Origin of the sequence: Aeromicrobium alkaliterrae, assembly GCF_039529015.1 — a bacterium.
Lineage (GTDB): Bacteria > Actinomycetota > Actinomycetes > Propionibacteriales > Nocardioidaceae > Aeromicrobium > Aeromicrobium alkaliterrae.
In genome coordinates, this window is record NZ_BAAAME010000002.1 from 526,706 (window position 1) to 553,058 (window position 26,353).

At 71.9% G+C, this 26,353-nt stretch carries 27 protein-coding genes; 25 read left to right on the forward strand and 2 right to left on the reverse strand.

From position 1 onward, the window contains the following. Positions 1-80: 80 nt before the first annotated feature. Positions 81-1,058 carry an ACT domain-containing protein gene (locus tag ABD127_RS03670; protein WP_344197833.1) on the reverse strand — a complete coding sequence of 326 codons (978 nt, stop codon included), beginning with the start codon at positions 1,056-1,058 and terminating at the stop codon, positions 81-83. Positions 1,059-1,376: 318 nt separating this feature from the next. On the opposite strand from ABD127_RS03670, the gene infC reads away from it, so the two are divergent. The 5 genes from infC to ABD127_RS03695 all read left to right on the forward strand — a co-directional run bounded on the left by infC (position 1,377) and on the right by ABD127_RS03695 (position 4,560). Then, complete coding sequence (gene infC, locus ABD127_RS03675) at positions 1,377-2,036, forward strand: translation initiation factor IF-3 (RefSeq protein ID WP_425545793.1); 660 nt, start codon at positions 1,377-1,379, stop codon at positions 2,034-2,036. Beyond that, positions 2,036-2,230: a 50S ribosomal protein L35 gene (gene rpmI / locus ABD127_RS03680; RefSeq protein ID WP_344197835.1), complete on the forward strand. Its 195-nt coding sequence runs from the start codon at positions 2,036-2,038 to the stop codon at positions 2,228-2,230. The genes infC and rpmI overlap by 1 nt, the downstream gene beginning before the upstream one ends. Before the next feature lie 42 nt (positions 2,231-2,272). Then, positions 2,273-2,665 carry a 50S ribosomal protein L20 gene (gene rplT, locus ABD127_RS03685; protein ID WP_344197837.1) on the forward strand — a complete coding sequence of 131 codons (393 nt, stop codon included), beginning with the start codon at positions 2,273-2,275 and terminating at the stop codon, positions 2,663-2,665. A gap of 63 nt (positions 2,666-2,728) precedes the next feature. Next, positions 2,729-3,487 carry a TrmH family RNA methyltransferase gene (locus ABD127_RS03690; RefSeq protein WP_344197839.1) on the forward strand — a complete coding sequence of 253 codons (759 nt, stop codon included), beginning with the start codon at positions 2,729-2,731 and terminating at the stop codon, positions 3,485-3,487. 26 nt (positions 3,488-3,513) lie between these two features. Then, positions 3,514-4,560, forward strand: a complete 1,047-nt coding sequence (locus ABD127_RS03695) for a sensor histidine kinase (protein WP_344197841.1) — start codon at positions 3,514-3,516, stop codon at positions 4,558-4,560. A gap of 7 nt (positions 4,561-4,567) precedes the next feature. Here the strand turns inward: ABD127_RS03695 and ABD127_RS03700 are convergent, their stop codons facing one another. Then, positions 4,568-5,539, reverse strand: coding sequence for a Rossmann-fold NAD(P)-binding domain-containing protein (locus ABD127_RS03700; protein ID WP_344197843.1), 972 nt, complete (start codon positions 5,537-5,539; stop codon positions 4,568-4,570). A gap of 80 nt (positions 5,540-5,619) precedes the next feature. Here ABD127_RS03700 and pheS point away from each other — a divergent pair, with 80 nt between their 5' ends. From pheS to der, 20 genes are all read left to right on the forward strand, one after another. Further along, the gene (gene pheS / locus ABD127_RS03705; RefSeq protein ID WP_344197845.1) at positions 5,620-6,723 is read left to right on the forward strand and encodes a phenylalanine--tRNA ligase subunit alpha; all 1,104 of its coding nucleotides are present in this window, start codon (positions 5,620-5,622) and stop codon (positions 6,721-6,723) included. Then, a complete protein-coding gene (gene pheT, locus ABD127_RS03710) occupies positions 6,723-9,239 on the forward strand; it encodes a phenylalanine--tRNA ligase subunit beta (protein ID WP_344197847.1) in 2,517 nt (838 codons plus the stop codon). The genes pheS and pheT overlap by 1 nt, the downstream gene beginning before the upstream one ends. Positions 9,240-9,432: 193 nt before the next feature. After that, on the forward strand, positions 9,433-9,849 hold the full coding sequence (locus tag ABD127_RS03715; RefSeq protein WP_344197849.1) for a hypothetical protein: 417 nt from the start codon (positions 9,433-9,435) through the stop codon (positions 9,847-9,849). Positions 9,850-9,999: 150 nt separating this feature from the next. Continuing rightward, positions 10,000-11,433, forward strand: a complete 1,434-nt coding sequence (argG, locus tag ABD127_RS03720) for an argininosuccinate synthase (RefSeq protein ID WP_344197851.1) — start codon at positions 10,000-10,002, stop codon at positions 11,431-11,433. Between the two features lie 74 nt (positions 11,434-11,507). After that, the gene (gene argC / locus ABD127_RS03725; RefSeq protein WP_344197853.1) at positions 11,508-12,557 is read left to right on the forward strand and encodes an N-acetyl-gamma-glutamyl-phosphate reductase; all 1,050 of its coding nucleotides are present in this window, start codon (positions 11,508-11,510) and stop codon (positions 12,555-12,557) included. A gap of 79 nt (positions 12,558-12,636) precedes the next feature. Then, positions 12,637-13,788: a bifunctional glutamate N-acetyltransferase/amino-acid acetyltransferase ArgJ gene (gene argJ / locus ABD127_RS03730; RefSeq protein ID WP_344197855.1), complete on the forward strand. Its 1,152-nt coding sequence runs from the start codon at positions 12,637-12,639 to the stop codon at positions 13,786-13,788. Further along, on the forward strand, positions 13,785-14,777 hold the full coding sequence (gene argB / locus ABD127_RS03735; RefSeq protein ID WP_344197857.1) for an acetylglutamate kinase: 993 nt from the start codon (positions 13,785-13,787) through the stop codon (positions 14,775-14,777). Before argJ ends, argB begins: the two co-directional genes overlap by 4 nt. Beyond that, complete coding sequence (locus tag ABD127_RS03740; protein ID WP_344197859.1) at positions 14,774-15,988, forward strand: acetylornithine transaminase; 1,215 nt, start codon at positions 14,774-14,776, stop codon at positions 15,986-15,988. Before argB ends, ABD127_RS03740 begins: the two co-directional genes overlap by 4 nt. Further along, positions 15,985-16,923 (forward strand): ornithine carbamoyltransferase, encoded by a 939-nt coding sequence (gene argF / locus ABD127_RS03745; protein WP_344197861.1) that lies wholly within the window; start codon positions 15,985-15,987, stop codon positions 16,921-16,923. The genes ABD127_RS03740 and argF overlap by 4 nt, the downstream gene beginning before the upstream one ends. Before the next feature lie 10 nt (positions 16,924-16,933). Continuing rightward, a complete protein-coding gene (locus ABD127_RS03750) occupies positions 16,934-17,446 on the forward strand; it encodes an arginine repressor (RefSeq protein WP_344197863.1) in 513 nt (170 codons plus the stop codon). Beyond that, complete coding sequence (argH, locus tag ABD127_RS03755) at positions 17,439-18,860, forward strand: argininosuccinate lyase (protein ID WP_344197865.1); 1,422 nt, start codon at positions 17,439-17,441, stop codon at positions 18,858-18,860. Before ABD127_RS03750 ends, argH begins: the two co-directional genes overlap by 8 nt. A 77-nt stretch (positions 18,861-18,937) precedes the next feature. After that, positions 18,938-19,783 (forward strand): ParA family protein, encoded by an 846-nt coding sequence (locus ABD127_RS03760; protein ID WP_344197867.1) that lies wholly within the window; start codon positions 18,938-18,940, stop codon positions 19,781-19,783. Next, positions 19,768-20,172: a hypothetical protein gene (locus tag ABD127_RS03765; RefSeq protein ID WP_344197869.1), complete on the forward strand. Its 405-nt coding sequence runs from the start codon at positions 19,768-19,770 to the stop codon at positions 20,170-20,172. The genes ABD127_RS03760 and ABD127_RS03765 overlap by 16 nt, the downstream gene beginning before the upstream one ends. Next, positions 20,169-21,086 carry a segregation and condensation protein A gene (locus ABD127_RS03770; protein WP_344197871.1) on the forward strand — a complete coding sequence of 306 codons (918 nt, stop codon included), beginning with the start codon at positions 20,169-20,171 and terminating at the stop codon, positions 21,084-21,086. The genes ABD127_RS03765 and ABD127_RS03770 overlap by 4 nt, the downstream gene beginning before the upstream one ends. Further along, positions 21,079-21,780 (forward strand): SMC-Scp complex subunit ScpB, encoded by a 702-nt coding sequence (gene scpB, locus ABD127_RS03775; RefSeq protein ID WP_344197873.1) that lies wholly within the window; start codon positions 21,079-21,081, stop codon positions 21,778-21,780. The genes ABD127_RS03770 and scpB overlap by 8 nt, the downstream gene beginning before the upstream one ends. After that, positions 21,773-22,516 (forward strand): pseudouridine synthase, encoded by a 744-nt coding sequence (locus ABD127_RS03780; RefSeq protein ID WP_344197875.1) that lies wholly within the window; start codon positions 21,773-21,775, stop codon positions 22,514-22,516. Before scpB ends, ABD127_RS03780 begins: the two co-directional genes overlap by 8 nt. Then, on the forward strand, positions 22,513-23,589 hold the full coding sequence (locus ABD127_RS03785) for a prephenate dehydrogenase (protein ID WP_344197877.1): 1,077 nt from the start codon (positions 22,513-22,515) through the stop codon (positions 23,587-23,589). The genes ABD127_RS03780 and ABD127_RS03785 overlap by 4 nt, the downstream gene beginning before the upstream one ends. Before the next feature lie 7 nt (positions 23,590-23,596). After that, positions 23,597-24,265 (forward strand): (d)CMP kinase, encoded by a 669-nt coding sequence (gene cmk / locus ABD127_RS03790; protein WP_344197879.1) that lies wholly within the window; start codon positions 23,597-23,599, stop codon positions 24,263-24,265. Beyond that, entirely contained in the window at positions 24,262-24,972 is a 711-nt protein-coding gene (locus tag ABD127_RS03795) for a lysophospholipid acyltransferase family protein (protein ID WP_344197881.1), read from the forward strand. The genes cmk and ABD127_RS03795 overlap by 4 nt, the downstream gene beginning before the upstream one ends. After that, a complete protein-coding gene (gene der, locus ABD127_RS03800; RefSeq protein WP_344197883.1) occupies positions 24,969-26,318 on the forward strand; it encodes a ribosome biogenesis GTPase Der in 1,350 nt (449 codons plus the stop codon). Before ABD127_RS03795 ends, der begins: the two co-directional genes overlap by 4 nt. Positions 26,319-26,353: the final 35 nt, after the last annotated feature.

Genomic DNA, 26,353 nt, shown 5'->3' on the forward strand with positions numbered 1-26,353 from the left:
CGTGGTGACCACGGTTTCGAGGCTCCTCGCAGAGCTCGTCGCACCTCAACCACCCGGGGGTGCGCCTGGCGTGAGCTCGGTCAGCCGCGCAGGGGAACGGTGATGTGGACGACGTCGTCGCGTCGCTCCACGCGCGCGACGAAGCCGGCGCTGCCGACCGACCGCAGCAGTGCGTCGTTCGAGCCCGCCGAGAGGAACGTGAGCGCGTCGGCGTGACCAGCCCGGGCCGTGGCAGCGGCCTGACGGACCAGCATCGTGCCGATCCCACGGGCGCTCCAGGCGTCCTCCACCAGCACCTGGGCGGTCCAGCGGGGCTCGCCCGGCTCGACGACCGCGTGACCGACGACGTCGAGTCCGGCCTGGGCGACCAGCGCGACGCCGTGCTCGGGCACGACGAGGCGGCGTGCGAAGCGCGTGGTCATCGGCATGCGCAGCGGGGTCTGGTAGCGCGCGTACAGCGTCTCGACGCTGCATCTGCTGTGCAGGGCGGCGACCGCGTCGATGTCGGCGAGCGCCGCCTCGCGCACGAGCGGGATCGGGTGGAAGGCGGAGGGGGCGATCAGCGGCAGGTCGGCGCCCGCGTCGCTGACGAGCGACAGCAACGCCTGCGCCCGCGAGCGCTCGGCCGGGGTGAACGGCACGGCCCGACTGATGCGCAGGGTCGTGCCGCCGCGCCGGACGAGGTCCAGGACGTCGTGCCCGGCGTAGTCGGCGACGTCCGGCGGCTCGGTCGCGAGCAGCTCGCGCAGGACCTCCTCCACGTCACGCCCCTCCTCGAGCACCTGGTGCACGGCCTCGAGGTAGCGCGTCGGCGCGTCGACGATCGTGCCCGTCTCGATCCGGGTCACCGCGACGTCGGTGCCGCCGGCCTTCGCGAAGACCTCCGCCACCGCGACCTCGTCCAACGGTCCGTCGACGACGAACTCGTCCGTGACGCGGTCGGCGACGCCGAAGACCTGCATCGAGACGATGTTGAGGCCCGCGTGGCCGCAGGCCTGGGCGACCTCGGCCAGGATTCCGGGTCGGTCGTCGAGAGTCGTGCGCACGCGCCAGGGCATGGAGCCATCGTGCGTCACGCGTGTTTCGCATCCACGTCGTGGATGTGTCGGCGACGTGAGGAGTGTCGTTTTGTGCGGGAAGACAGCGCGCTGCTACGATGTTGCACTGAAGTGGAGGCCATCTCCCACCTGCAGGACTCACCGTCCTGGGGTAACGGCCGGTTCGTCCGGCCCACGACGTCCGTCGTGCACCGCTCAGGCGGGGTGCGCCGTGCGTTCCCTGGTGGCCTCCGTTTCTGACGGGGGCCTTTTGTTTTCGGGCCCTCACCACGACCACCAGGAGGATCCATCAGCACCGAGCTGCGCGTCAACGACCGCATCCGCGTTCCCGAGGTCCGTCTCGTCGGACCCGGCGGAGAGCAGGTGGGCATCGTCCGTATCGAAGATGCCCTGCGACTGGCCGCCGAGAGCGACCTCGACCTCGTCGAGGTCGCGCCGACCGCGCGTCCGCCCGTCTGTCGTCTCATGGACTACGGCAAGTTCAAGTACGAGGCGGCCCAGAAGGCTCGCGAGTCACGGCGCAACCAGACGAACACCATCATCAAGGAGATGAAGCTCCGACCGAAGATCGATGCTCACGACTACGACACCAAGAAGGGTCACGTCGTGCGCTTCCTCAAGGCCGGCGACAAGGTCAAGATCACGATCATGTTCCGTGGTCGTGAGCAGCACCGCCCCGAGCTCGGCTACCGCCTGCTCCAGCGCCTGGCTGCCGACGTCGAGGACCTGGGCTTCATCGAGAGCAACGCGCGCCAGGACGGCCGCAACATGACGATGGTGCTCGGACCCCTGAAGAAGAAGTCCGAGGCCCAGGCCGAGGTCAAGGCCGAGAAGGCCAAGGTCACCGCCGAGCGCACGGCCCAGAAGGAGGCCGACGAGGCCTTCGAGAAGGCGCACCGTGAGCAGGCCCACGAGACCGCAACACCCAAGAAGCCCCGTCGACGTTCCGAGAACCTCGACCCAGACATGGAGGCATAGTGCCGAAGTTCAAGCCCCACTCGGGAATGAAGAAGCGCGTCAAGATCACCGGCAGCGGCAAGCTCCGTCGCGAGCAGACCAACCGTCGGCACCTCTTGGAGTACAAGTCCTCGACCCGTACGCGCCGCCTCGCCGGCACGACCGACGTGTCGAAGGCCGACACCAAGAAGGTCAAGAAGCTGCTCGGTCTCTGACCGCTCGCTCGTCCCCACACCCCCCGTTTTAAGGAGTTCCAGATGGCACGCGTGAAGCGTTCTGTCAACGCACAGAAGAAGCGCCGCGAGACACTCGAGCGCGCTTCGGGCTACCGCGGTCAGCGGTCGCGCCTGTACCGCAAGGCCAAGGAGCAGGTCACCCACTCCCTGGTCTACAACTACCGCGACCGCAAGGCGCGCAAGGGCGACTTCCGTCGTCTCTGGATCCAGCGCATCAACGCTGCGGTCCGCGCCGAGGGCATGACCTACAACCGGTTCATCCAGGGCCTCAAGGCCGCGGAGCTCGAGGTCGACCGCAAGAACCTGGCCGAGCTCGCCGTGAGCGACCCGGCCGCGTTCAGCGCCCTCGTGCAGCTGGCCAAGGACAACCTCCCGGCCGACGTCAACGCGCCGAAGGACGACGCGGTCGCCTGACGCGACCGTCGACCTCCCTCACCAGTGGCGAGTCCCGAGCAGCTCACCGTCCGATCAGGACGGGTGAAGCACGCTCGGCGGCTCGCCACTCGTGCGTTCCGGGCCACGGCGGGGGAGTTCCTCGCCGAGGGCCCGCAGGCCGTGCGCGAGGCGGTCACCGCGGGGGTCGTGCTCGAGGTCTTCGCCACGGCTGACGCCACCGCCCGGTACGCCGACATCGCCGACGCCTCGCCCGACTGGCAGGTGGTCCCCGACGCGGTCGTCGCGGAGATCGCCGACGCCGTCGCCCCGCAGGGCATGGTCGCCCGCTGCCGCAGCATCGTGCGCGGTCTGGGCGACGTCGACCTGACGGACGCCCGGCTCGTGGTCGTGTGCGCCGACGTGCGCGACCCCGGCAACGCCGGAGCCGTGATCCGCTGCGCCGACGCCGTCGGTGCCGACGCGGTCCTGCTCGCGGGTGACTGCGTCGACCCGCTCGGTCCGAAGGTCGTGCGCTCCACGGTCGGCTCGCTGTTCCACCTGCCGGTCGTCGTCGAGCGCGACGTCGCGACGGCGATCGACGCCGTGCGGGCGGCCGGGCTGACGGTGCTCGCGGCCGACGGCGGGGGAGACGCCGGGCTGTTCGACGAGGGGCCGGAGCTCGACCTCGCCGCCCCGACCGCGTGGCTGCTCGGCAACGAGGCCTGGGGCCTTCCCCCGGAGCGTCGGGCGATGGCCGACACGGTCGTCTCGATCCCGATCTACGGAGCGGCCGAGAGCCTCAACCTGGCGACCGCCGCCGCGGTCTGCCTCTACGCCAGCGCCCGCGCTCAGCGGGCGTAGCCGCCGGACAGGGCTAGGGTCGGACCGTGGGCCACGACGACTTCGCCGACTTCCCGGACGGCCTGATCGTGGCCGGACCCGACGGACGCGTCACCTACGTCAACGAGCGGGTGCGCAAGCTGGCCCGGGCGCACGGCGACGAGATGATCGGCATGATGCTCGACGACGCGCTGCCGTTCGACGACCTCAACGGCCACACGTGGATGGCCTCGATGCGTCCGTACGACGGGCTCAACACGCGCACCGCGATCTCCGAGCAGTCCTGGTACTCGCCGCGCGGCTCGGAGTACCTCATCACCGCGTCGATCCAGCGCGACCGGCCCGCGGGCACCGTGCAGCAGGTCGTCGTCGGCATCCGCAGCGCCCGCGCCCGCAACCAGCGCGACCGCGAGCGCTCCGACCTCGTCGCAACAGTCGCGCACGAGCTGCGGTCGCCGCTCACGGGCATCAAGGGGTTCACGGCCACGCTGCTCAGCAAGTGGGACCGCTTCACCGACGAGCAGCGGCAGTTCATGCTCGAGACCGTCGACGCCGACGCCGACCGGCTGACCCGCCTCATCACCGAGCTGCTCGACGCGGCGCGCATCGACTCCGGACGTCTGACGCTGAAGCGCGGCCCGGTCCGGCTCGACGAGCTCGTCGACCGCGTCCTGCGCAGCGTCTCGGCGGCCGGGAGCGAGCCGTCGTGGGAGTCGGCGATCGCGGGGGTCGAGGTCGTCTGGGGTGACGGCGACCGGATCGTCCAGGTCATGACGAACCTCGTCGAGAACGCGATGCGGCACGGTCACGGCCTGCGGCGGGTCGAGGTGGCCGACCTCAAGCACGACGGCGCCCCGGGCGTGCGGGTGCGGCTCGTCGACCAGGGGCCGGGCATCCCGGCCGAGCTGCGGCAGCGGGTCTTCAGCCGTTTCTGGAAGGCCGGACCCGGTGCGGGCAGCGGTCTGGGCATGTACATCGTCGGCGGCATCGTGACCCAGCACGGCGGCCTCGTCACGATCGACGACGCCGACGGCGGGGGAGCGCAGATCGACGTCTGGCTCCCCGTGAACGAGCCCGACGCCCTCACCGACTGAGCCGGGATCAGGCCGCGTCGAGCGCTGCGCGCACGCGGATCTCGTCGGGGTCAGTGAGGCCGGCCAGCCGCGGCTCGGTGCGTCGCTCTTCGTAGGCCAGGGTGCGCGCCAAGGTGTCGGCGAGGGGCCGTGTCACCAGCCCTGCGGTCCGAGCAGCCACCGTGTCCATCGTGGCGAACCAGCGCCACGCCGGGTCGTCGATCCAGAGGGGGAGCGAGGTCGGCCCCATCCAGGCCGCCACCCCGAGACGCTCGAGCTCGGCCGGGTCGACCCAGCGGGGTGTCGCGTCACTCCCCGCGACGTCTGCGGCCAGGCGGACGACCTCGGCCAGCGTGGTCGTCCGACCCGTCGCGTTGAAGGTGCCGTCGATGCGTCGCTCGGCCGCGAGGACGAGCCATCGCGCAAGGTCCTCGACGTCGATGAGCGCGACCGGGAAGTCCGGGACGGCGGGAAGCAGCACGTCGGCGCCGGTGGGGTGCGCGAAGCGCCAGGGATAGTAGCCGCTGCGGCCGCTCGTGTCGCCCGGGCCACCGATCAGGCCGGAGCGCACGACGGTGCTCGTCGCGGAGGCTGCGCGGACGAGACTCTCGCACGCGACCTTGCCGCGGCCGTAGTCGCTGATGTCGTCGAGGTCGTCGACGGGCGCGCACAGGGCCGCGTCCTCGGACTGCTCGGGACGGTCGAACCGTGCGTAGACGTTGCCCGTGGAGACGAGCACGTGGTGCTGGGTCGTGAGGTCGCGCACCGCGCGCTCCGTGTGGCGCGGGGTGCGGGTGACGTCGACGACGGCGTCCCACGAGTGGTCGACGACCGGCGCGAGACCGCGGTCGTGGTCACGGTCGAGCCGGACGAGCGAGGCTCCGTCAGGCACCGGAGCGGAGCCCCGCGCGGCACACACCACCCGGTGCCCGCGTGCCACGGCCTCGGTGGCGACCGCCCGCCCGAGAAACGCGGTTCCGCCGAGCACGAGCAGGTCCATCGCCCCATCCAACGCCGATCGCTGCCGGGTCTCAAGCCGGTTCGCCGACGGCGCAATCGTCACCCGTAGACTCAGGGACCGTGTCCGCTCCGAACTCCGACTACGACCCCGTCGAGGTCACGCCCCTGCACCCCGACGAGGTCGCCCGCGTCGCCCGCGAGGCCCTCGAGGCCGTCGCTGCGGCGACGACGCTGGCCGACCTCAAGCAGGCGCGTCTCGACCACGCCGGCGACCGATCGCCCCTGGCGCTCGCGAACCGCGAGATCGGTGCGCTGCCCCCGCAGGCGCGCAAGGAGGCCGGTCAGCGCATCGGTCAGGCCCGCGGCGAGGTCAACCGAGCCATCGCGGCCCGCACCGAGGAGCTGGAGGCCGTCGAGTCGGCCGCGCAGCTCGCGGCGGAGGCGGTCGACGTCACCCTGCCGGTCGATCGTGAGGTCGTCGGCGCGCGCCACCCCATCACCACGATCCAGGAGCTCGTCGCCGACATCTTCGTCGCGATGGGCTGGGAGGTCGCCGAGGGCCCCGAGGTCGAGGCCGAGTGGCTCAACTTCGACGCGATGAACCTGGGGCCTGACCACCCGGCGCGCACGATGCAGGACACGTTCTGGGTCGAGCCCGCGGAGTCGGCGCAGGTCCTGCGCACGCACACGTCGCCGGTGCAGGCGCGCTCGATGCTCACGCGCACGCCCCCCATCTACGTCGTCTGTCCCGGGCGGGTCTACCGCACCGACGAGGCCGACGCGACGCACATGCCGGTCTTCCACCAGGTCGAGGGCCTCGCGATCGACGAGGGCCTGTCGATGGCGCACCTCAAGGGCACGCTCGACCACTTCGCCCAGGCCGTCTACGGCGACGGCATGACGACGCGGTTCCGCCCGTCGTACTTCCCGTTCACCGAGCCGAGCGCCGAGGTCGACCTGCTCTGCTACGTCTGCCACAACGACCCCGCCTCGGTGGGCTCGTGCCGCACGTGCGGCGGCGAGGGCTGGATCGAGTGGGGCGGCTGCGGCGTGGTCAACCCGCGCGTGCTGGTGGCCTGCGGCGTCGACCCCGAGCGGTACTCGGGCTTCGCCTTCGGCATGGGCCTCGACCGCACGGTCACGAGCCGCTACGACATCGCCGACCTGCGTGACCTCTGGGACGGCGACGTCCGCTTCACCGAGCCGTTCGGAGTTGGTCTCTGATGAAGGTGCCCGTCGAGTGGCTTCGCACTCTCGTCGATCTGCCGGCTGAGGTCACGACCGAGCAGCTGGCCGACCGCCTGACGATGTACGACCTCAAGCTCGAGGAGATCATCGGCGGCGGCATCTCCGGCCCGCTGACGGTGGGGCGCGTGCTCGCGATCTCGCCCGAGGAGCAGAAGAACGGCAAGACCATCAACTGGTGCCGGGTCGACGTCGGCGCACAGAACGTCGCGTCCGTGCCGGATGCACCGGGCGACGACGTCGCCTCGCGCGGCATCGTCTGCGGCGCGCACAACTTCGCCGTGGGCGACCTCGTCGTGGTGTCGCTGCCCGGCACGTTCCTGCCCGAGCTCGGGTTCGAGATCGGCTCACGCAAGACCTACGGCCACGTCTCCGACGGCATGATCTGCTCCACGAAGGAGCTGGGCCTTCCGGACGACGAGTCCAGCGCGGCGGGCATCCTCGTGCTCGCTCCCGGGTCCGCGGAGCCGGGCGACTCGGCCACCGAGCTGCTCGGACTCGCCGACCAGACGCTCGACCTCGAGGTCAATCCCGACCGCGCGTACGCCCTCAGCCTGCGCGGCGTCGCCCGCGACACGGCCCTCGCGTTCGACCTGCCGTTCTCGGACCCGGTCGACGCGGTCACGCTGCCGGTCGGCGAGGGCGGGTACCCCGTGCGGGTGGAGGACCCGGAGGGGTGTCCGGTGTTCACGACGGTCGTCGTCACCGGCATCGACCCCACGCGCACGGCACCGGACTGGATGGTCCGGCGCATCACGCAGGCCGGCATGCGCTCGATCTCGCTCACGGTCGACGTCAGCAACTACGTCATGCTCGAGCTCGGCCAGCCGAACCACTGCTACGACCGAGCGAAGGTCAGCGGCGACATCGTCGTGCGCCGGGCCACGGCGGGGGAGACGGTCACGACGCTCGACGACGTGAAGCGCACGCTGACGCCCGAGGACCTGGTGATCGTCGACGACTCCGGCATCATCGGCCTCGCGGGCGTCATGGGCGGTGCCTCGACCGAGATCGGACCCGAGACGACCGACGTCGTCGTGGAGGCCGCGTTCTGGGACCCGGTCACGATCTTCCGTGGCGAGCGCCGTCACAAGCTTCCGTCCGAGGCGGCCAAGCGGTACGAGCGCGGCGTCGACCCGGCGCTCACGCTCGCCGGTGCCGCGCGGGTGGCCCAGCTGCTCGCCGAGCTCGGCGGTGGCACGGTCGAGCCCGGCGCCGCGCACGTCGGCACGGTGCCGGCGTCCGTCCCGGTGACGTTCCCGGTCGACCTCCCGGCCCGAGTCTCCGGCGTCGACATCACGCCGGCGTTCGCCCAGGACGTCTACGAGCGCAACGGCTGCATCGTCGCCACCGACGGCGCGACCTTCACGGTCACGCCGCCCACGTGGCGCTTCGACCTCAACGACCCGAACGACTTCGTCGAGGAGGCGCTGCGCTCGGCCGGCTACGACACCGTGCCGTCGGTGCTTCCGACGCCCACGGGCGGTCGGGGCCTGTCGAGGAACCAGGTGCTGCGCCGCCGCGTCGGGCACGTGCTCGCCGGTGCGGGCCTGACCGAGGTCATGACCCTGCCGTTCGTGGGCGCTGCCGACCTCGACCGTCTTGGCCTGCCCGCCGACGACGAGCGTCGCCGTCAGGTGATCCTGGCCAACCCGTTGTCGGCCGAGGAGCCGGGGCTCACCCCGACGCTGCTGGTCGGCCTGCTGCGCGCGGCCTCGCTCAACGTGAGCCGCGGGCACGACGTCGTCGAGATCAGCGAGATCGCCCGCGTGTTCCTGGCGGCGGCCGAGCCGGTCGGTGCGCCGATCTACGGCGTCGATCGTCGCCCGACCGATGCAGAGATCGCAGCGCTCGACGCGGCGCTGCCGCACCAGCCGCAGCACGTCGGCCTGGTGCTCGTCGGTGAGCGTGAGCGCTCCGGCTGGGACGGCGCCGGGCGCGCCGTCGCGTGGTCGGACGCCCTCGCGGTCGTGCGGCGCGTGACGCAGGTCCTGCACGTGGAGGTCGAGGTGCGCGCGGCCCAGGTCGCGCCGTTCCACCCGGGGCGCTGCGCCGAGATCGTCCTGGCCGACGGCACCGTCGTGGGCCATGCCGGTGAGCTGCACCCCGCCGTCGCGGCCGAGCACGGGCTGCCCGGCCGGGTCGGTGCCGCCGAGATCGACCTCGACGTCCTCCTGGCGGCCTCGCCCGAGGTCGGGCCCAAGCCGGCGTTCTCGTCGTTCCCCGTCGCCAAGGAGGACCTCGCGTTCCTCGTGGCCGACGACGTCGCGGCCGAGGCGCTGCGGTCGACGCTGGCCGGCGCGAGCGAGCTGATCGAGTCGGTCCGGCTGTTCGACGTCTACACCGGCGGCCAGGTGCCGGAGGGCCAGCGCTCGCTCGCGTTCTCGCTGCGCCTGCGCGCCCCGGACCGCACGCTGACCGACGCCGACATCAAGTCGGCCCGCGACGCCGCGGTCCAGGCCGCCTCCGCCCAGCACTCCGCCACCCTCCGGTAACGACCGCTCGCGAGTGGATTCCCGCCCCTCGGCGAGTGGATTCCCGCCCCTTCGCGAGTGAGTTTCCGCCCCACATCGGGGCGGAAACTCACTCCTCGAGGGGCGGGAACTCGCTCGCGAGCGGTCGGGTGGTGGTGGAGTGCTCCCGTCGCGGGTCAGACTCTGGGGATCTGAACGGCGCAGAGGGGGCACGATGACGTCGACCTGGAGGCGGGGCGCCGTCGACGCGGCACGGCGTCAGGGGTCGCGCATCCGAGTGGAGCTGGCCGTCGCCGTCGCGATGGGAATCGTCGGCGTCCTGACGTTCCACGGTCGGGCGACGTCCTGGGCGATCCTCGCCTCGCTCATCCTCGCTGTCGGGCTCATCGAGGCCGATCGGTGGTGGGGGTTGCGGTATCCCGTGCCCGACCGGTCCGAGGTGGCGTGGCATCGGCGGTACGGGCGGCTTCGACTCGCGCTCGCAGTGCCGGTCGTCGTGCTGTTCCTCGGACTGGCACTGTGGTTCGTGGGTGATGATGACAGCGTCTGGGCCGGCTTCGGCCTGGTCTGGGGCGTGGTCGTCGTGACCACCCTGGGTGAGTGGGCCCTGCGGAAGAGGCTCACGACCTGACCTGGTGGGGCGGGAACTCACTCCTCGTGGGGCGGGAACTCACTCGCCGCGGGGCGGGAACTCACTCGCCGCGGGGCGGGAATTCACTCGCGAGCGGTCGTCCGTGGGGTGGTGTGCAAGATCTTGCAGGAGTGTGCAAGAATGTGAGACATGTCCAAGGTACTCACGTCATTGCCCGTCGGTCAGCGGGTCGGGATCGCGTTCTCCGGGGGTCTCGACACCTCCGTGGCCGTCGCGTGGATGCGCGACAAGGGCGCCATCCCGTGCACCTACACCGCCGACATCGGCCAGTACGACGAGCCGGACATCTCCGGCATCCCGGGCCGGGCGATGCAGTACGGCGCCGAGCTGGCGCGGGCCATCGACATCAAGAAGCCGCTGGTCGACGAGGGCCTCGCGGCGCTCGCCTGCGGCGCGTTCCACATCCGCTCCGCCGGCCGGACGTACTTCAACACGACGCCGCTCGGCCGGGCCGTCACCGGCACGCTCCTGGTGCGGGCGATGCACGAGGACGGCGTCGACATCTGGGGTGACGGCTCGACCTTCAAGGGCAACGACATCGAGCGGTTCTACCGCTACGGCCTGCTGGCCAACCCCGCGCTGCGGATCTACAAGCCGTGGCTCGATGCGGACTTCGTCAGCGAGCTCGGCGGCCGCACCGAGATGAGCCAGTGGCTCACCGAGCGCGACCTGCCGTACCGCGACAGCCAGGAGAAGGCGTACTCGACCGACGCCAACATCTGGGGCGCGACGCACGAGGCCAAGACGCTCGAGCACCTCGACGTGTCGCTCGAGACCGTCGAGCCCATCATGGGCGTGAAGTTCTGGGACCCCTCGGTCGACATCGACACCGAGGACGTCACGATCTCGTTCGAGGCGGGTCGCCCGGTCGCGATCAACGGCAACACCTTCGACGGTGACGCCGTGGCGCTCGTGCACGAGGCCAACACGATCGGCGGTCGCCACGGCCTCGGCATGTCCGACCAGATCGAGAACCGCATCATCGAGGCCAAGAGCCGCGGCATCTACGAGGCCCCGGCGATGGCGCTGCTGCACATCGCCTACGAGCGCCTCGTCAACGCGATCCACAACGAGGACACGATCGCGAACTTCCACCAGCACGGCCGTCGTCTCGGTCGCCTGATGTACGAGGGCCGCTGGCTCGACCCGCAGGCGATGATGCTGCGCGAGTCGGTCGAGCGCTGGATCGCCTCGCTCGTCACGGGCAGCGTCACGCTGCGGCTGCGGCGCGGCGAGGACTACTCGATCCTCGACACGCAGGGCGAGAACTTCTCGTACCACCCCGACAAGCTCTCGATGGAGCGCACCGACAACGCCGTGTTCGGTCCCACCGACCGCATCGGCCAGCTCACGATGCGCAACCTCGACATCGCCGACTCGCGCGCCAAGCTCGAGATGTACGCCGAGCAGCCGCTCGACCAGGGTCAGGTGCTCGTCGAGAACGGCACGCTGTTCGGCGAGCTGCCTGCGGGCGGCGCCGTGCGGATCGAGGCCAACCCGGCCGCGACGGCGGAGGCCGAGCAGGCCCTCGACGCCGCTGCGATGGAGCTCGGCGCCGACTGAGGCCCGAGGCCTGCCGGGTGTGACGTCCTCCGGGGCGTCGCGCCGCCCCCACCCACTTCTGCAAGGGTTGACAGATGAGCCACACCTACAACGTCGCCGTCGCCGGCGCGAGCGGGTACGCCGGTGGCGAGGTCCTGCGCCTCCTGCTCCAGCACCCGGACGTCACGATCGGCGCTCTCACCGCGGCCTCCAGCGCGGGGTCGCGCCTGGTCGAGCACCAGCCGCACCTCGTCGCGCTGCACGACCGCGTGATCGAGCCGACCACGGCCGAGACCCTCGCGGGCCACGACGTCGTGTTCCTCGGCCTGCCGCACGGTGAGTCGGGCAAGGTCGCCGCTGCCCTCGGACCGGACACGCTCGTGATCGACTGCGGTGCCGACCACCGGCTCGAGAACGCTGACGACTGGGTCGCGTACTACGGCAGCGACCACGCCGGCACCTGGCCGTACGGCCTGCCGGAGCTCTTTACCGGAGCGACCAAGCAGCGCGAGGCGCTCGGCGCCGTCAAGCGCATCGCGGTGCCCGGCTGCAACGTCACCGCCGTGACCCTCGGCCTCCAGCCGGCGATCGCGGCGGACCTGGCCGAGAGCACCGACATCGTCGCGGTGCTGGCCAACGGCTACTCCGGTGCCGGCAAGGCGGCCAAGCCGCACCTGCTGGCCTCCGAGGGCCTCGGCGCCGCAGTGCCGTACGCCGTGGGCGGCACCCACCGGCACATCCCCGAGATCGCCCAGAACCTGCGCCACGCGGGCGCCGGGGAGGTGGCGCTGTCGTTCACGCCCACGCTCGTGCCGATGTCGCGCGGCATCCTGGCCACGGCGACGGCGCGCCTGCGCCCCGGCGTCGACCTCGCCGCCGTGCGCCAGACCTACGCCGCGGCCTACGACGCCGAACCGTTCGTCCACCTGCTGCCCGAGGGCGTCTGGCCCTCCACGGCCTCGACCCTCGGCTCGAACCACGCCCTCGTGCAGGTCGCGGTCGACGAGAAGGTCGGTCGTCTGGTGACCGTCACCGCCATCGACAACCTGGTCAAGGGCACCGCCGGCGGCGCCATCCAGTCCATGAACCTCGCCCTGGGTCTCCCCGAGACCACGGGCCTCCCCACCGAAGGAGTTGCGCCATGAGCGAGCGCCAGCGAGCGACGATGTCGGGGTGTCTCATGACGGCACCGCCTATCGTTGCTCCTTCCAAGGCGGTGGCGCCATGAGCGTCACAGCAGCGCTCGGGTTCCGGGCCTCCGGCGTGGCCGCCGGCCTGAAGTCCACCGGCGCGCCCGACGTCGCCCTCGTCGTCAACGACGGACCGGTCTCGTCGGCCGCCGCGGTGTTCACCTCCAACCGCTGCAAGGCGAACCCGGTCCTGTGGAGCGAGAAGGCCATCACGACGGGCAGCGCCCGCGCGGTCGTGCTGAACTCCGGAGGCGCCAACTGCTACACCGGCGCCGCGGGCTTCCAGATCGTGCACGAGACGGCCGAGCTGGCCGGTGAGCTGCTGGGTGTCGGTCCGATCGACGTGCAGGTGTGCTCGACGGGCCTGATCGGGCTGCTGAACGACAAGGACGACCTCCTCGGTGGCGTGCGCGAGGCCGCGTCCGCGCTCAGCGCCGATGGGGGAGCGGCGGCGTCGACCGCGATCATGACGACCGACACGGTGAGCAAGCAGGCCGTGCGCACGTTCGAGGGCGTGACGATTGGTGGGATGGCGAAGGGTGCCGGCATGCTGGCGCCCGCCCTGGCCACGATGCTCGTGGTCATCACCACCGACGCCGACCTGTCCGCGGCCGACCTCGACGCGGCCCTGCGCACGGCCACGGCCCGGTCGTTCGACCGTCTCGACTCCGACGGCTGCCAGTCGACCAACGACACCGTGCTGCTGATGGCGAGCGGGTCCGCGGAGGTCACGCCCGACCTCGCGGAGTTCACCGCGCAGCTGACCGAGCTGTGCCGTGACCTCGCGCTGCAGCTCCTGGCCGACGCCGAGGGTGCCGATCACGAGATCGCGATCGAGACCGTCAACGCCGCCACCGAGGAGGACGCGCTCGCCGTGGGCCGCTCGGTGGCCCGCAGCAACCTCTTCAAGTGCGCGATCTTCGGCAAGGACCCGAACTGGGGCCGCATCCTGGCCTCCGTGGGCACCACCGACGCTGCGTTCGACCCGGCCGACCTCGACGTCGCCCTCAACGGCGTGTGGGTGTGCCGCAACAGCGGTCCCGCCGAGGACCCCGCGGGGATCGACCTCGAGCAGCGCGCCGTCTCCGTCACGATCGACCTCAAGGCAGGAAAGGAGGCGGCGACGATCTGGACCAACGACCTGACGCAGGCGTACGTCCACGAGAACTCCGCCTACTCATCATGAGCGAGTACGAATCGACCCCCACCAGCACCGACGGTGAGCCCGACGCGTGGCACCCGCAGGACTGGAAGAAGGCCACCACCAAGGCCGGCATCCTCGCCGAGGCCCTGCCGTGGCTGAAGAAGTACCACGACAAGGTCATCGTCGTGAAGTACGGCGGCAACGCCATGACCGACGACGCCCTGAAGCAGGCCTTCGCGGAGGACATCGTGTTCCTGCGCCTGGCCGGCTTCAAGCCGGTCGTGGTGCACGGTGGCGGCCCGCAGATCAGCACGATGCTCGAGAAGCTCGACATCCAGTCGGAGTTCCGCGGCGGCCTGCGGGTCACGACGCCCGAGACGATGGACGTCGTCCGCATGGTGCTGACGGGCCAGGTCGGGCGCGAGCTCGTCGGACTGCTCAACCGGCACGGCGCGATGGCCGTGGGCCTGTCGGGCGAGGACGCGGGCCTGTTCACGGCCGAGCGCACGATGCCGCTGGTCGACGGCGTGCCGGTCGACGTGGGGCTCGTCGGTGAGGTCGTCGACGTCCGCCCGGAGGCGGTGCAGGACATCATCGACGCCGGTCGCATCCCCGTCGTGTCCAGCGTCGCTCCCGACAAGGACGGTCAGGTGCACAACGTCAACGCCGACACCGCGGCAGCGGCGCTCGCGGTGGCCCTGGGGGCCGAGAAGCTCCTGGTGCTCACGGACGTGGAGGGCCTGTACGCCGACTGGCCGAACTCGACCGACGTGATCGGCGAGATCAGCCCGGAGAGCCTCGAGGCGCTCATCCCGTCCCTCGCGAGCGGCATGATCCCGAAGATGACGGCCTGCCTCAAGGCCGTGCAGGGCGGAGTCGCGCGCTCGACCGTGATCGACGGCCGCGAGTCGCACGCCGTGCTGCTGGAGATGTTCACCGACGAGGGCGTCGGCACGCAGGTCGTGCCGGGCGCGGAGACGCGCGTGCGCACCGCCCTGTACTCGACCAGCGTCGACAAGGAGAAGCCATGAGCGGCCAGAGGCCCGAGGGCTGGGCCGGCACGCCCGTCACGGGCGCCGAGCTGACCGAGCGCTACCAGGGCTCGGTCATGAACACCTTCGGCGTACCTGCACGGGTCCTGGCGCGTGGCGAGGGCTCCACGGTGTGGGACGTCGACGGCAACCGCTACCTCGACCTGCTCGGCGGCATCGCGGTGAACTCGCTCGGCCACGCGCACCCGGCGATCGTCGAGGCGGTCTCGACGCAGCTGCAGACCCTCGGTCACGTGTCGAACTTCTTCATCTCCGAGCCGCAGGTGCGCCTCGCCGAGAAGCTGTTGAGCCTGATCGGCTCCGACGGCCGTGGTCGCGTGTTCTTCGCGAACTCGGGGACCGAGGCGAACGAGGCGGCCTTCAAGGCGGCCCGTCGCACCGGCCGCACGCGGATCATCGCGACCGAGGGCAGCTTCCACGGCCGCACGATGGGCGCGCTCGCGCTGACCTCCAAGGCGCAGTACCGCGAGCCGTTCGAGCCGCTGCCCGGTGACGTCACCTTCGTGCCGTACGGCGACGTCGCGGCGCTCGAGGCGGCCGTCGACGACACCGTCGCGGTGTTCGTGGTCGAGCCCATCCAGGGCGAGGCCGGCGTGGTCGACGCGCCCGAGGGCTACCTGCAGGCGGCGCGCGAGATCACGTCCCGTCACGGTGCGCTGCTGTGGCTCGACGAGGTGCAGACCGGCGTCGGTCGCACGGGCGACTGGTTCGCGCACACCGCGTCCGGCATCGTGCCCGACCTCGTGACGCTCGCGAAGGGTCTGGGCGGTGGCATCCCGATCGGCGCGATGATCGCCCTCGGCGACGCCGCGACGCTGCTGCAGCCCGGAAACCACGGCACGACGTTCGGCGGCAACCCGGTCGCGACGGCTGCGGCCCTCGCGGTGATCGAGACGATCGAGTCCGAGGGCCTGCTCGCGCACGCCACCGCGCGCGGCGATCAGCTCGCCGACGGACTGGCCCGGCACCCGCGCGTCAAGGCCGTCACGGGTCGCGGGCTGCTCCGCGGCGTGGTGCTGACCGAGCCCCGGGCGGCGGACGTGCAGACGGCCGCCTACGACGCGGGCCTCATCGTCAACGCGCCCACCGCCGACCGGCTGCGCCTCGCCCCGCCGCTCGTGCTGACCGAGGACGAGGCCGCTCAGGCGGTCGCGACGCTCTCGGCCCTGCTGGACGAGGTGCTGGCATGACGAGCGCAGTGCGGCACCTGCTGCGCGACGACGACCTGAGCCCGGCCGAGCAGGCCGAGGTGCTGGCGCTGGCGGCCGAGCTCAAGGCCGCGCCGTACAGCCGCAAGCCGCTCGAGGGACCGCAGACCGTCGCGGTCATGTTCGACAAGTCCTCCACCCGCACGCGCGTCTCGTTCGCGGTCGGCATCGCCGACCTCGGCGGCTCGCCCCTGATCATGGACCGCGGCACGACCCAGGCCGGTCGGGGTGAGCCGGTCGAGGACACCGCGCGGGTCCTCGGGCGGATGGTCAGCGGGGTCGTGTGGCGCACCTACCACCAGCGCGACCTCGAGGTCATGGCCGAGCTGTCGGGCGTGCCCGTCGTGAACGCGCTGAGCGACGACTTCCACCCGTGCCAGATCCTGGCCGACTGGCAGACGATCATCGAGCACAAGGGCGCGCTGGCGGGCCTGCAGGTCGCCTTCGTCGGCGACGGTGCCTGCAACATGGGGCACTCGTACGTGCTCGGTGGTGCGACGGCCGGCATGGACATCCGCATCGGCTCGCCGGCGGGCTACCAGCCCGACGCCCAGGTCGTGGCCGACGCCGAGCGCATCGCCGCCACGACGGGCGGGTCGGTCACGATCACCGACGACCCGGTTGCCGCCCTGAGCGGTGCCGACGTCGTCATCACGGACACGTGGGTCTCGATGGGCACCGAGGACACCAAGGCCGAACGGCTCGAGGTCTTCGGCCCGTACTCGCTGACGAGCGAGCGCGTCGCCCTCGCCAAGCCCGACGCGATCGTGCTGCACTGCCTCCCGGCGTACCGGGGGCTGGAGATCGCCGCCGACGTGATCGACGGACCGCAGAGCGTCGTGTGGGACGAGGCCGAGAACCGGCTGCACGCCCAGAAGGCCGTCCTCGCCTGGCTCCTGGAGAAGGCCCGATCGTGAAGGTCGCATCGTGAGTGTTCCCGACACCAAGGCGGGGCGTCAGCAGCTGGTCGTGGACCTGCTGCAGCGTCACGCCGTGCGGTCACAGGGCGAGCTCGTCGCGCTGCTGGAGGAGCGCGGCGTGACCGTGACCCCGTCGACGCTGTCGCGGGACCTCGTCGAGCTCGACGCCGTGCGCGTGCGCCACTCCGGCGGCGGCCTGGTGTACGCCGTGCCCGCCGAGGGCGGCGACCGCACGCCGCAGCCGGCCACCGACAGCGCCGCGTCGCAGGCCCGCCTCGCGCGGATCTGCCGCGAGCTGCTCGTCAGCGCCGACGCGTCCGCCAACCTCGTGGTGCTGCGCACGCCCCCCGGCGGCGCCCAGTACTTCGCCTCCGCGATCGACCACGCCACGATGCCCGCGATCCTCGGCACGATCGCCGGCGACGACACCGTGATGCTGATCTGCCGCGATCCCGCCGGCGGCGACGCCCTGGCCGCCTCCTTCACCGACCTCGCCCGTAAGGTGCCCTCCGATGACTGACCTTGAGAAGACCAGCGGCGAGGTCGAGGCCGCCGACTCCCGCCTGTGGGGCGGCCGCTTCGCCAGCGGACCCTCGCCGGAGCTCACGGCGCTGTCGCGCTCGACCCACTTCGACTGGCGCCTCGCGCCGTACGACCTGGCCGGATCGCGCTCGCACGCCCGGGTGCTGCACACCGCCGGCCTGCTCTCCGCCGACGACCTGTCGGCGATGCTCGCCGGCATCGCGGCGCTCGACGCCGACGTCCGCTCCGGGGCGTTCACCCCCGCGCCGGAGGACGAGGACGTCCACTCCGCGCTCGAGCGGGGCCTGATGGAGCGCCTCGGTCCCGAGCTCGGCGGGCGCCTGCGCGCCGGCCGCTCGCGCAACGACCAGGTCGCGACGCTGTTCCGCGCCTACCTGCGCGAGCACGCCCGCATCGTCGCGCGCCTCGTCCGCGACCTCGTCGTGGCGCTCGCCGACCAGGCGGAGGCACACCTCGGTGCCCCGATGCCCGGTCGCACCCACCTGCAGCACGCCCAGCCCGTGCTGCTGTCGCACCACCTGCTGGCGCACGCGTGGCCGCTCGTGCGCGACCTCGACCGCCTGGGGGAGTGGGACGCGCGCGTCGCCGGGGAGTCGCCGTACGGCTCGGGCGCGCTCGCCGGGTCGTCCCTCGGCCTGGACCCGGAGGCCGTCGCGGCCGACCTCGGCTTCACGGGCTCGACGCCGAACTCGATCGACGGCACGTCCTCGCGCGACTTCGTGGCCGAGTTCGCCTTCGTCGCCGCCCAGATCGGCGTCGACGTGTCGCGCCTCGCGGAGGAGATCATCCTCTGGAACACCAAGGAGTTCGGCTTCGTCACGCTGCACGACGGGTACTCGACCGGGTCGAGCATCATGCCGCAGAAGAAGAACCCCGACATCGCCGAGCTCGCGCGCGGCAAGTCCGGTCGCCTGATCGGCAACCTGGCGGGTCTGCTCGCCACGCTGAAGGCCCTCCCGCTCGCGTACAACCGCGACCTCCAGGAGGACAAGGAGCCGGTGTTCGACTCGGTCGACACCCTCGAGGTGCTCCTGCCCGCCTTCACCGGGATGGTCCGGACCCTCACGTTCCACACCGACCGCATGGCCGAGCTCGCGCCGCAGGGCTTCGCGCTCGCGACCGACATCGCCGAGTGGCTCGTCCGCGAGGGCGTGCCGTTCCGGATCGCCCACGAGCTGTCGGGGGCGTGCGTCCAGGTGTGCGAGGAGCGCGGCATCGAGCTCGACGAGCTCAGCGACGACGACTTCGCCGCGATCTCGCCGCACCTGACCCCGGGGGTGCGTGAGGTCCTCACGGTCGAGGGCTCGATCGGCTCGCGCGACTCCCGCGGCGGCACCGCGCTGGTGCGCGTCACCGAGCAGCTCGCCGAGCTGCGCTCGCGCGTCGACTGAGGTCACCGGGGGGCGTCCGGGACGCTAGAGTGTCCCGAAGTCCATGAGCGTGCCGAGTCCAGCTGAACGGGGTGTCGATGAGTCAGGAAACCGGACCCACGGGGCGGCCGACTCCCACCTTCGGTGACCCGCAGCCCCGCCGTCCCGGTCCGGCGACGGTCCTGTCGATGTGCAACCAGAAGGGCGGGGTGGGCAAGACCACCACGACCATCAGCCTGGGTGCCGCGCTCGTCGAGGCGGGTCGCAAGGTCCTGCTGGTCGACTTCGACCCGCAGGGCTCGCTGACGGTCGGGCTGGGCCTCAACGCCCACGAGCTCGACCAGAGCATCTACCACGTGCTGATGGACCGTTCGCTGACGCTGCGCGACATCATCCACCAGACGTCGGTGCCCGGGCTCGACCTGGCCCCGGCCAACATCGACCTCTCGGCGGCCGAGATGCAGCTCGTGACCGAGGTCGGCCGCGAGCAGGCGCTCGCACGCGCGCTGCACGAGGTGCGCGACGAGTACGACGTGATCCTGGTCGACTGCCAGCCGTCCCTCGGGCTGCTCACGGTCAACGCCCTGACGGCGTCCGACGGCGTCATCATCCCGCTCGAGTGCGAGTACTTCGCGCTGCGCGGCGTGGCGCTGCTCAAGGAGACGATCGAGAAGGTCCGCGAGCGCACCAACCCGCGCCTGCAGATCGTCGGCCTGCTCGGCACGATGTTCGACAGCCGCACCCTGCACGGCCGTGAGGTCCTGCAGACGCTGGTGCAGGGCTGGGGCGACCTGGTCTTCCACACCGTCATCCGCCGCACCGTGAAGTTCTCCGACTCCACCGTCGCCGGCGAGCCCATCACCGAGTACGCCACGACCTCGCCGGGCGCGGCCTCCTACCGCCAGCTGGCGCGGGAAGTGCTGGTGCGATGCCCGACCGTGTGAAGCCCGACGCGCGGGCGAAGGCGGGCGGCAAGGCCACCCGGCGTCCGGCGATGCCGGGTGCCGACGAGCTGTTCCGCTCGACCGCGAAGGCGGCGCCGGAACCGGCTGAATCGGTGGCCGAGGTCGCGGAGCCCGCTGCTGCGGAGCCGACGAAGCCGGCTGCGAGCGGCCGCGTCAAGCACGACGAGAAGATCACCGTCTACGTGACGGCCGAGGAGCTGCTGGCGCTCGAGCAGACGCGCCTCGCGGTCCGCTCGGCCGTGGGGCGCAACGTCGACCGCGGCCGCATCGTGCGGGCCGCGCTCGCCGCAGCGCTCGAGGACTTCGCCGCCCACGGCGCCGAGAGCGACCTGGTGCGGCGCATCGACGGCGCCGCGGAGAGCCGGTGAGCGAGCCGCTGGTCGAGACCGATCCGGCGGCGCCCGAGTCCGGTTTCTCGATCAGCATCGACGGCTTCGAGGGGCCGTTCGACCTGCTCCTGCAGCTGATCAGCCGGCACAAGATGGACGTCACCGAGGTGGCGCTCTCGGAGGTCACGACCGAGTTCATCGCCTACATCCGCGAGCTCGGGGGCGACCTGGAGCAGACGACGCAGTTCCTCCTGGTCGCCGCGACCCTGCTCGACCTCAAGACCGCGCGGCTGCTGCCGCAGGCCGAGGTCGAGGACGAGGAGGACCTCGCGCTGCTGGAGGCGCGCGACCTGCTCTTCGCCCGTCTGCTGCAGTACCGGGCGTTCAAGCAGGTCGCGGCTCGGATCGCGGCCACCCTGGAGACCGAGCAGCGCCGCTACCCGCGGGCCGTCGCGCTCGAGCCCCGCTTCGCGCAGCTGCTGCCGGAGATCCTGATCGCGGCGACACCGGACGACCTGGCCCGGCTGGCCGCAGCCGCGCTCACGCCGAAGCCCGAGCAGATCCTGTCGCTCGCGCACCTGCACGCGCCGCAGGTCAGCGTGCGCGAGCAGGCCCACGTCGTGGTCGACCGCCTCCGCCGCGAGCGCAGCATCACGTTCCGCACCCTCACCTCCGACTCGCCCGACCTGATGACGACGGTCGCGCGCTTCCTGGCGCTGCTCGAGCTGTTCCGCGAGGGGATGGTCGCCTTCGAGCAGGCGACCCCGCTGGGCGACCTGCACCTGCGCTGGACCGGCAGCGACGACGGCGAGGTCGAGGTCGGGCTCGAGTTCGACGCGCCGGCCGACACCGGCGACGCGCACGTGATCCCGGCCGAGCTGCTCGACGCCGACCTCGACGCCCCCGCGACCCCTCTGCCGGACGATGCTGAGAAGGACACCCCCGATGAGTGACGCCAGCCTGCCCCGCGGCCCCCACGAGCTCGAGCTCGAGATGCTCGAGCTGCGGCCCGCGCTGGAGGCCGTCCTGATGGTCGCCGACCAGCCGCTCGACCACCTGACCCTCGCCCAGGCCGTCGGGCACCCGCCGGTCGACGTCGCCGAGGCCCTCGTCGCCCTGGCAGCGGAGTACGACGAGCAGGAGCGCGGCTTCGAGCTGCGCTCGATCGCCGGCGGCTGGCGCTTCTACACGCGCGAGACCGTCGCCGCGGCGGTCGAGCGGTTCGTCCTCGACGGCCAGCAGGCGCGCCTGACGCAGGCCGCTCTCGAGACCCTCGCCGTCGTGGCGTACCGCCAGCCGATCAGCCGCTCGCGGATCTCGGCGATCCGTGGCGTCAACGTCGACGGCGTCGTGCGGACGCTGGTCTCGCGCGGCCTGATCGAGGAGGCCGGCACCGACGCCGAGAGCGGCGCGATCCTCTACCGCACCACGAGCTACTTCCTGGAGCGCATGGGCCTGGGCTCGCTCGACGAGCTGCCCGAGATCGCCCCGATGCTGCCGGAGCTCGACGAGGTCGAGGACGACCTGTTCGCGCCCGCGAAGCCGCCGGTCGCCGAGACCGAGCCCGACTCGGCCGAGCAGCCTGCTGCGCCCACCGACGAGGCCCCGACCGACTCGGACCCGACCGATGAGGCACGAGATGACTGACAGCCCCGCCGACGAGGGCATCCGTCTGCAGAAGGTGCTGGCCAAGGCCGGTCTCGGCAGCCGTCGTGCCTGCGAGATCCTGATGCTCGACGGCCGCGTCGAGGTCGACGGCGAGATCGTCAGCCAGATGGGCCTGCGGGTCGACCCGCTGCGCGCCGTGATCCGGGTCGACGGCCGGCGCCTGCCCCCGCCCAGCGAGCACGCCTACGTGCTGGTCAACAAGCCGCGGGGCGTCGTCACGTCGATGAACGACGAGCGCGGACGGACCGACCTGAACTCGCTGCTCGGGGGCCGTGAGGACCGGCTGTTCCACGTCGGCCGCCTCGACACCGACACCTCGGGCCTGCTGATCATGACCAACGACGGCGACCTGGCCCACAAGCTGGCCCACCCGTCCTTCGAGATCACCAAGACGTACGTCGCCCTGGTCGATGGCCGGGTCGCCGACACGCTCGGCAGCCGGCTCATGGCCGGCGTCGACCTCGACGACGGTCGCGCGTCGGTCGACCGCTTCCTGGTCAAGGACGTCAGCGGCGACCGCTCGCTGGTCGAGCTCGACCTGCATATGGGGCGCAACCGGATCGTGCGCCGGCTGCTCGACCACGTCGGCCACCCCGTGCGCGAGCTGACCCGCACCGCGTTCGGCCCCCTGCACCTCGGCAACCTGCGCAGCGGCAGCACCCGTGATCTCACGCGCGACGAGCTCGGAGCGCTCTTCGATAGCGTGGAGGCATGACCGCGACCGACCTCCCCGGGAGTGCGTTGGTCGTCGGATGCGGACTCATCGGCACCTCCGTGGCCCTGGCCCTGACCGCCCGGGGCGTCGACGTCCACCTGCGTGACGCCGTGCCGGGTGTCGCCGAGGTCGCGTCCAGCATCGGTGCCGGGTCGGTCGAACCGGTGACCGATCCCGACCTCGTCGTCGTGGCTGTCCCGCCCACGGTCGTCCCGGCCACGGTGCTGAGCGCGCTGCAGGAGTTCCCGCACGCGGTCGTGACCGACGTCGCCAGCGTCAAGCGCCCCGTCGCGGCAGCCGTCGCGGGCACGCCGGGTGCGGAGCGCTTCGTCGGTGGCCACCCCATGGCCGGCACCGAGCGGTCCGGCCCGACGGCGGGCTCCGCGCTGCTGTTCGAGGGCCGCCCCTGGGCGGTCGTGCCGCTGCCCGAGTCGACCCCCGAGGCCGTCGCGCTGGTCACCGCCGTCGTGAGCGCCCTGGAAGCCGTCCCGACGTCGTTCGCGCCCGACGAGCACGACGAGGCCGTCGCCCTGGTCTCCCACGTCCCGCACCTCGTCTCGGTGCTCACGGCAGGCCTCCTGGCCAGCGCACCGCGCGCGCACATCGACCTGGCCGGTCCGGGCCTGCGCGACGTCACCCGCATCGCGGGCAGCGCCACCGGGATGTGGTTGCAGATCCTCGACAGCAACTCCGCCGCCGTCACGACGCTCCTCCAGTCGCTGCGCGGCGATCTCGACCGGGTGCTCGACGCCCTCGGTGCCGGGGGAGACGTGCTGACCGGTCGACTCTCGGACGTGCTCGACGCGGGCCGGGCCGGCACGCAGCGCATCCCGGGCAAGCACGGCGAGGTCCGCACCGAGAGCGCGTCGGTGTTCGTCCCGGTCGAGGACCGTCCGGGCGTCCTGTCCCAGCTCATGAGCGACATCGGCGAGTCCGGCGTCAACATCGAGGACTTCCGCATCGACCACGAGTACGGTCGTCCCGTGGGTCTGGCCCAGGTCGAGGTCGCCGCCGATCGCGCCGACCACCTCACGTCGTCCCTCACCGCACGCGGCTGGTCCGCGTACCGATAGGAGTTCTGTGTCCCTGCCTCTCGTCGTCGCCCTCGACGGTCCGTCCGGCTCCGGCAAGTCCAGCACCGCGCGGGGCGTCGCCGCCCGACTCGGACTGGCCTACCTCGACACCGGTGCGATGTACCGAGCGGTGACGTGGGCGCTGTTGCAGCGCGGTGTCGACACCGACGACGCGGCTGCGGTCGCGGCCGCGGTCGCCGACGTCACGATCGAGTCGGGCACCGATCCGGCCGAGCCGACGATCGTGGCCGACGGCGTCGACGTCGCCGTCGAGATCCGCAGCGACGAGGTCGTGCGCCACGTCAGCCCCGTCTCGACCGTCCCGCAGGTGCGCACCCACCTGGTCGACCTGCAGCGGCAGGTCATCGCCGCGGCGACGCCGGGCATCGTGGTCGAGGGACGCGACATCGGCACCGTCGTCGCGACGGACGCCGCCGTGAAGGTCTACCTCGTGGCCGACCCGGAGGCGCGCGCCTCGCGCCGCGCCGCGGAGGAGGGGGGCAGCGACACCGCCGCCACCGCCGCCTCGCTGCTGCGCCGCGACCGCATCGACTCCACGCGCGCGACCTCGCCCCTGGCGAAGGCCGACGACGCGGTCGAGATCGACACGACCTTCTTGACGCTCGACGAGGTCATCGGGCAGATCGTCGCCCTCGCGGAGGAGGCCCGCTCGTGACCACCATCGCGCAGCCGGGGCCGGTGCGGTCGGGCCTGGCCGAGTGGTCCCACCGACTCCTCAAGCCCGTGCTTCGTCGACGCGTCAGCCGCCGGTGGGACGTCCACGTGCGGGGCATGGGGCAGGTGCCCGAGGCGGGCCCCGTGATCCTGGCCAGCAACCACATCGGCTGGCTCGACGGTCCCGTCACGGTGCTGACCTCCGACCGACCGGTCCACGCGCTCGTGAAGCACGAGTCCTTCGAGGGCGGTGCGGGGCGGCTGCTGCGTCTCGGCGCGCAGATCAAGCTGCACCGGGGGCGCACCGACGCGGGGGCACTACGCGCCGCGCTGCGGGTCCTGCGGGCCGGCCAGGTGCTGCTCGTCTACCCCGAGGGGAAGCGGGGCGACGGCCTCGTCCACGAGATCTTCGGCGGTGCGGCGTACCTCGCGCTGACCACGGGGAGCCCGGTCGTCCCGGTCGCCGTGATCGGCACGCGCGAGCCCGGCGCGGGCATCGAGACCAAGCCGAGTCCCGGGCGACGTGTGGACGTCGTCTACGGTAGTCCTTTGACCTTCGCAGCCACGCCGTGGCCGCGCGACGCAGCATCGGTCTCCGCCACGAGCGAACAGATCGCCGATGCGATGCGAGCCCACGTCCAGTGGGCCACCGAGACCCTCCAGCGCGACCTCCCGGGTCCGCCTCCCCAGCAGGACACCTTCACATGACAGACACCGAGCTCGACCAGCCCACCGGGCCGACCCCCGTCCTGGCGGTGATCGGACGCCCGAACGTGGGCAAGTCGACCCTCGTCAACCGCATCATCGGCCGCCGTGAGGCCGTCGTCGAGGACGTCCCGGGCGTGACCCGCGACCGCGTCTCCTACGACGCGACCTGGAACGGCCGCAACTTCACGGTCGTCGACACCGGCGGCTGGGATCCCGACGCCCGGGGCCTGGCCGAGCGCATCGCCGCACAGGCCGAGATCGCCGTGTCGGTCGCCGACGCCGTCCTGTTCGTGGTCGACGCGACGGTCGGCATCACCGACGCCGACGAGGCGGTCGTGAAGATCCTGCGCGCCTCCGGCAAGCCCGTCGTGCTCGCCGCGAACAAGGTCGACGACCAGCGCACCGAGGCCGAGGCCGCGTCGCTGTGGAACCTCGGGCTCGGGGAGCCGTACCCCGTCTCGGCTCTGCACGGGCGTGGCAGCGGCGACATGCTCGACGCGATCCTCGACGCGCTGCCCGAGGCCCCGGAGTGGGACGGCGAGCTGCCGGTCGGTCCGCGCCGCGTCGCGATCGTGGGCAAGCCCAACGTCGGCAAGTCCAGCCTGCTGAACAAGCTGGCCGGCGAGGAGCGGGTCGTCGTCGACGACGCCTCCGGCACGACCGTCGACCCCGTCGACGAGATCGTCGAGCTGGGCGGTCGCACCTGGACCTTCATCGACACCGCCGGCATCCGCAAGCGGGTGCGCGAGGCCTCGGGCCACGAGTACTACGCGAGCCTGCGCACGAGCTCGGCGATCGAGCGGGCCGAGGTCGCCGTCATGATCGTCGACGCGAGCCAGTCGCTCAGCGAGCAGGACATCCGCATCGTGCAGTCGATCCGCGAGACCGGCCGCGCCCTGGTGATCGCCTTCAACAAGTGGGACCTCGTCGACGAGGACCGTCGCTTCTACCTCGAGCGCGAGATCGACCGCGAGCTCGTGCAGGTGCAGTGGGCGCCGCGCATCAACATCGCCGCCCGCACCGGCTGGCACGTCGACCGGCTCGTGCGCGCGCTCGACACGGCCCTCGAGGGCTGGGAGACCCGCGTCTCGACGGGGCAGCTCAACGCCTTCCTCGGGCGCCTCGTCGCCGAGCACCCGCACCCCGTGCGCGGCGGCAAGCAGGCCAAGATCCTGTTCGGCACGCAGGCCCAGACCGCGCCGCCGACGTTCGTGCTGTTCACCTCGGGCAAGCTCGAGGAGACCTACCTGCGCTTCGTGGAGCGTCGTCTGCGCGAGGAGTTCGGCTTCGCGGGGACGCCGATCCACCTCACGCAGCGCGTCCGCGAGAAGCGCAAGCGCCGCTAGGTCGTCCGGTGCCGCCGCGCTCGCCGCTGCCGGCT

Coding starts and splice junctions, on each gene's coding strand:
- ABD127_RS03670 (WP_344197833.1), bottom strand. CDS start 1,058: ATGCCCTGGCGCGTGCGCACGACTCTCGACGACCGACCCGGAATCCTG.
- rplT (WP_344197837.1), top strand. CDS start 2,273: ATGGCACGCGTGAAGCGTTCTGTCAACGCACAGAAGAAGCGCCGCGAG.
- ABD127_RS03700 (WP_344197843.1), bottom strand. CDS start 5,539: ATGGACCTGCTCGTGCTCGGCGGAACCGCGTTTCTCGGGCGGGCGGTC.
- pheT (WP_344197847.1), top strand. CDS start 6,723: ATGAAGGTGCCCGTCGAGTGGCTTCGCACTCTCGTCGATCTGCCGGCT.
- ABD127_RS03715 (WP_344197849.1), top strand. CDS start 9,433: ATGACGTCGACCTGGAGGCGGGGCGCCGTCGACGCGGCACGGCGTCAG.
- argG (WP_344197851.1), top strand. CDS start 10,000: ATGTCCAAGGTACTCACGTCATTGCCCGTCGGTCAGCGGGTCGGGATC.
- argC (WP_344197853.1), top strand. CDS start 11,508: ATGAGCCACACCTACAACGTCGCCGTCGCCGGCGCGAGCGGGTACGCC.
- argJ (WP_344197855.1), top strand. CDS start 12,637: ATGAGCGTCACAGCAGCGCTCGGGTTCCGGGCCTCCGGCGTGGCCGCC.
- argB (WP_344197857.1), top strand. CDS start 13,785: ATGAGCGAGTACGAATCGACCCCCACCAGCACCGACGGTGAGCCCGAC.
- ABD127_RS03740 (WP_344197859.1), top strand. CDS start 14,774: ATGAGCGGCCAGAGGCCCGAGGGCTGGGCCGGCACGCCCGTCACGGGC.
- argF (WP_344197861.1), top strand. CDS start 15,985: ATGACGAGCGCAGTGCGGCACCTGCTGCGCGACGACGACCTGAGCCCG.
- argH (WP_344197865.1), top strand. CDS start 17,439: ATGACTGACCTTGAGAAGACCAGCGGCGAGGTCGAGGCCGCCGACTCC.
- ABD127_RS03760 (WP_344197867.1), top strand. CDS start 18,938: ATGAGTCAGGAAACCGGACCCACGGGGCGGCCGACTCCCACCTTCGGT.
- ABD127_RS03765 (WP_344197869.1), top strand. CDS start 19,768: ATGCCCGACCGTGTGAAGCCCGACGCGCGGGCGAAGGCGGGCGGCAAG.
- scpB (WP_344197873.1), top strand. CDS start 21,079: ATGAGTGACGCCAGCCTGCCCCGCGGCCCCCACGAGCTCGAGCTCGAG.
- ABD127_RS03780 (WP_344197875.1), top strand. CDS start 21,773: ATGACTGACAGCCCCGCCGACGAGGGCATCCGTCTGCAGAAGGTGCTG.
- ABD127_RS03785 (WP_344197877.1), top strand. CDS start 22,513: ATGACCGCGACCGACCTCCCCGGGAGTGCGTTGGTCGTCGGATGCGGA.
- der (WP_344197883.1), top strand. CDS start 24,969: ATGACAGACACCGAGCTCGACCAGCCCACCGGGCCGACCCCCGTCCTG.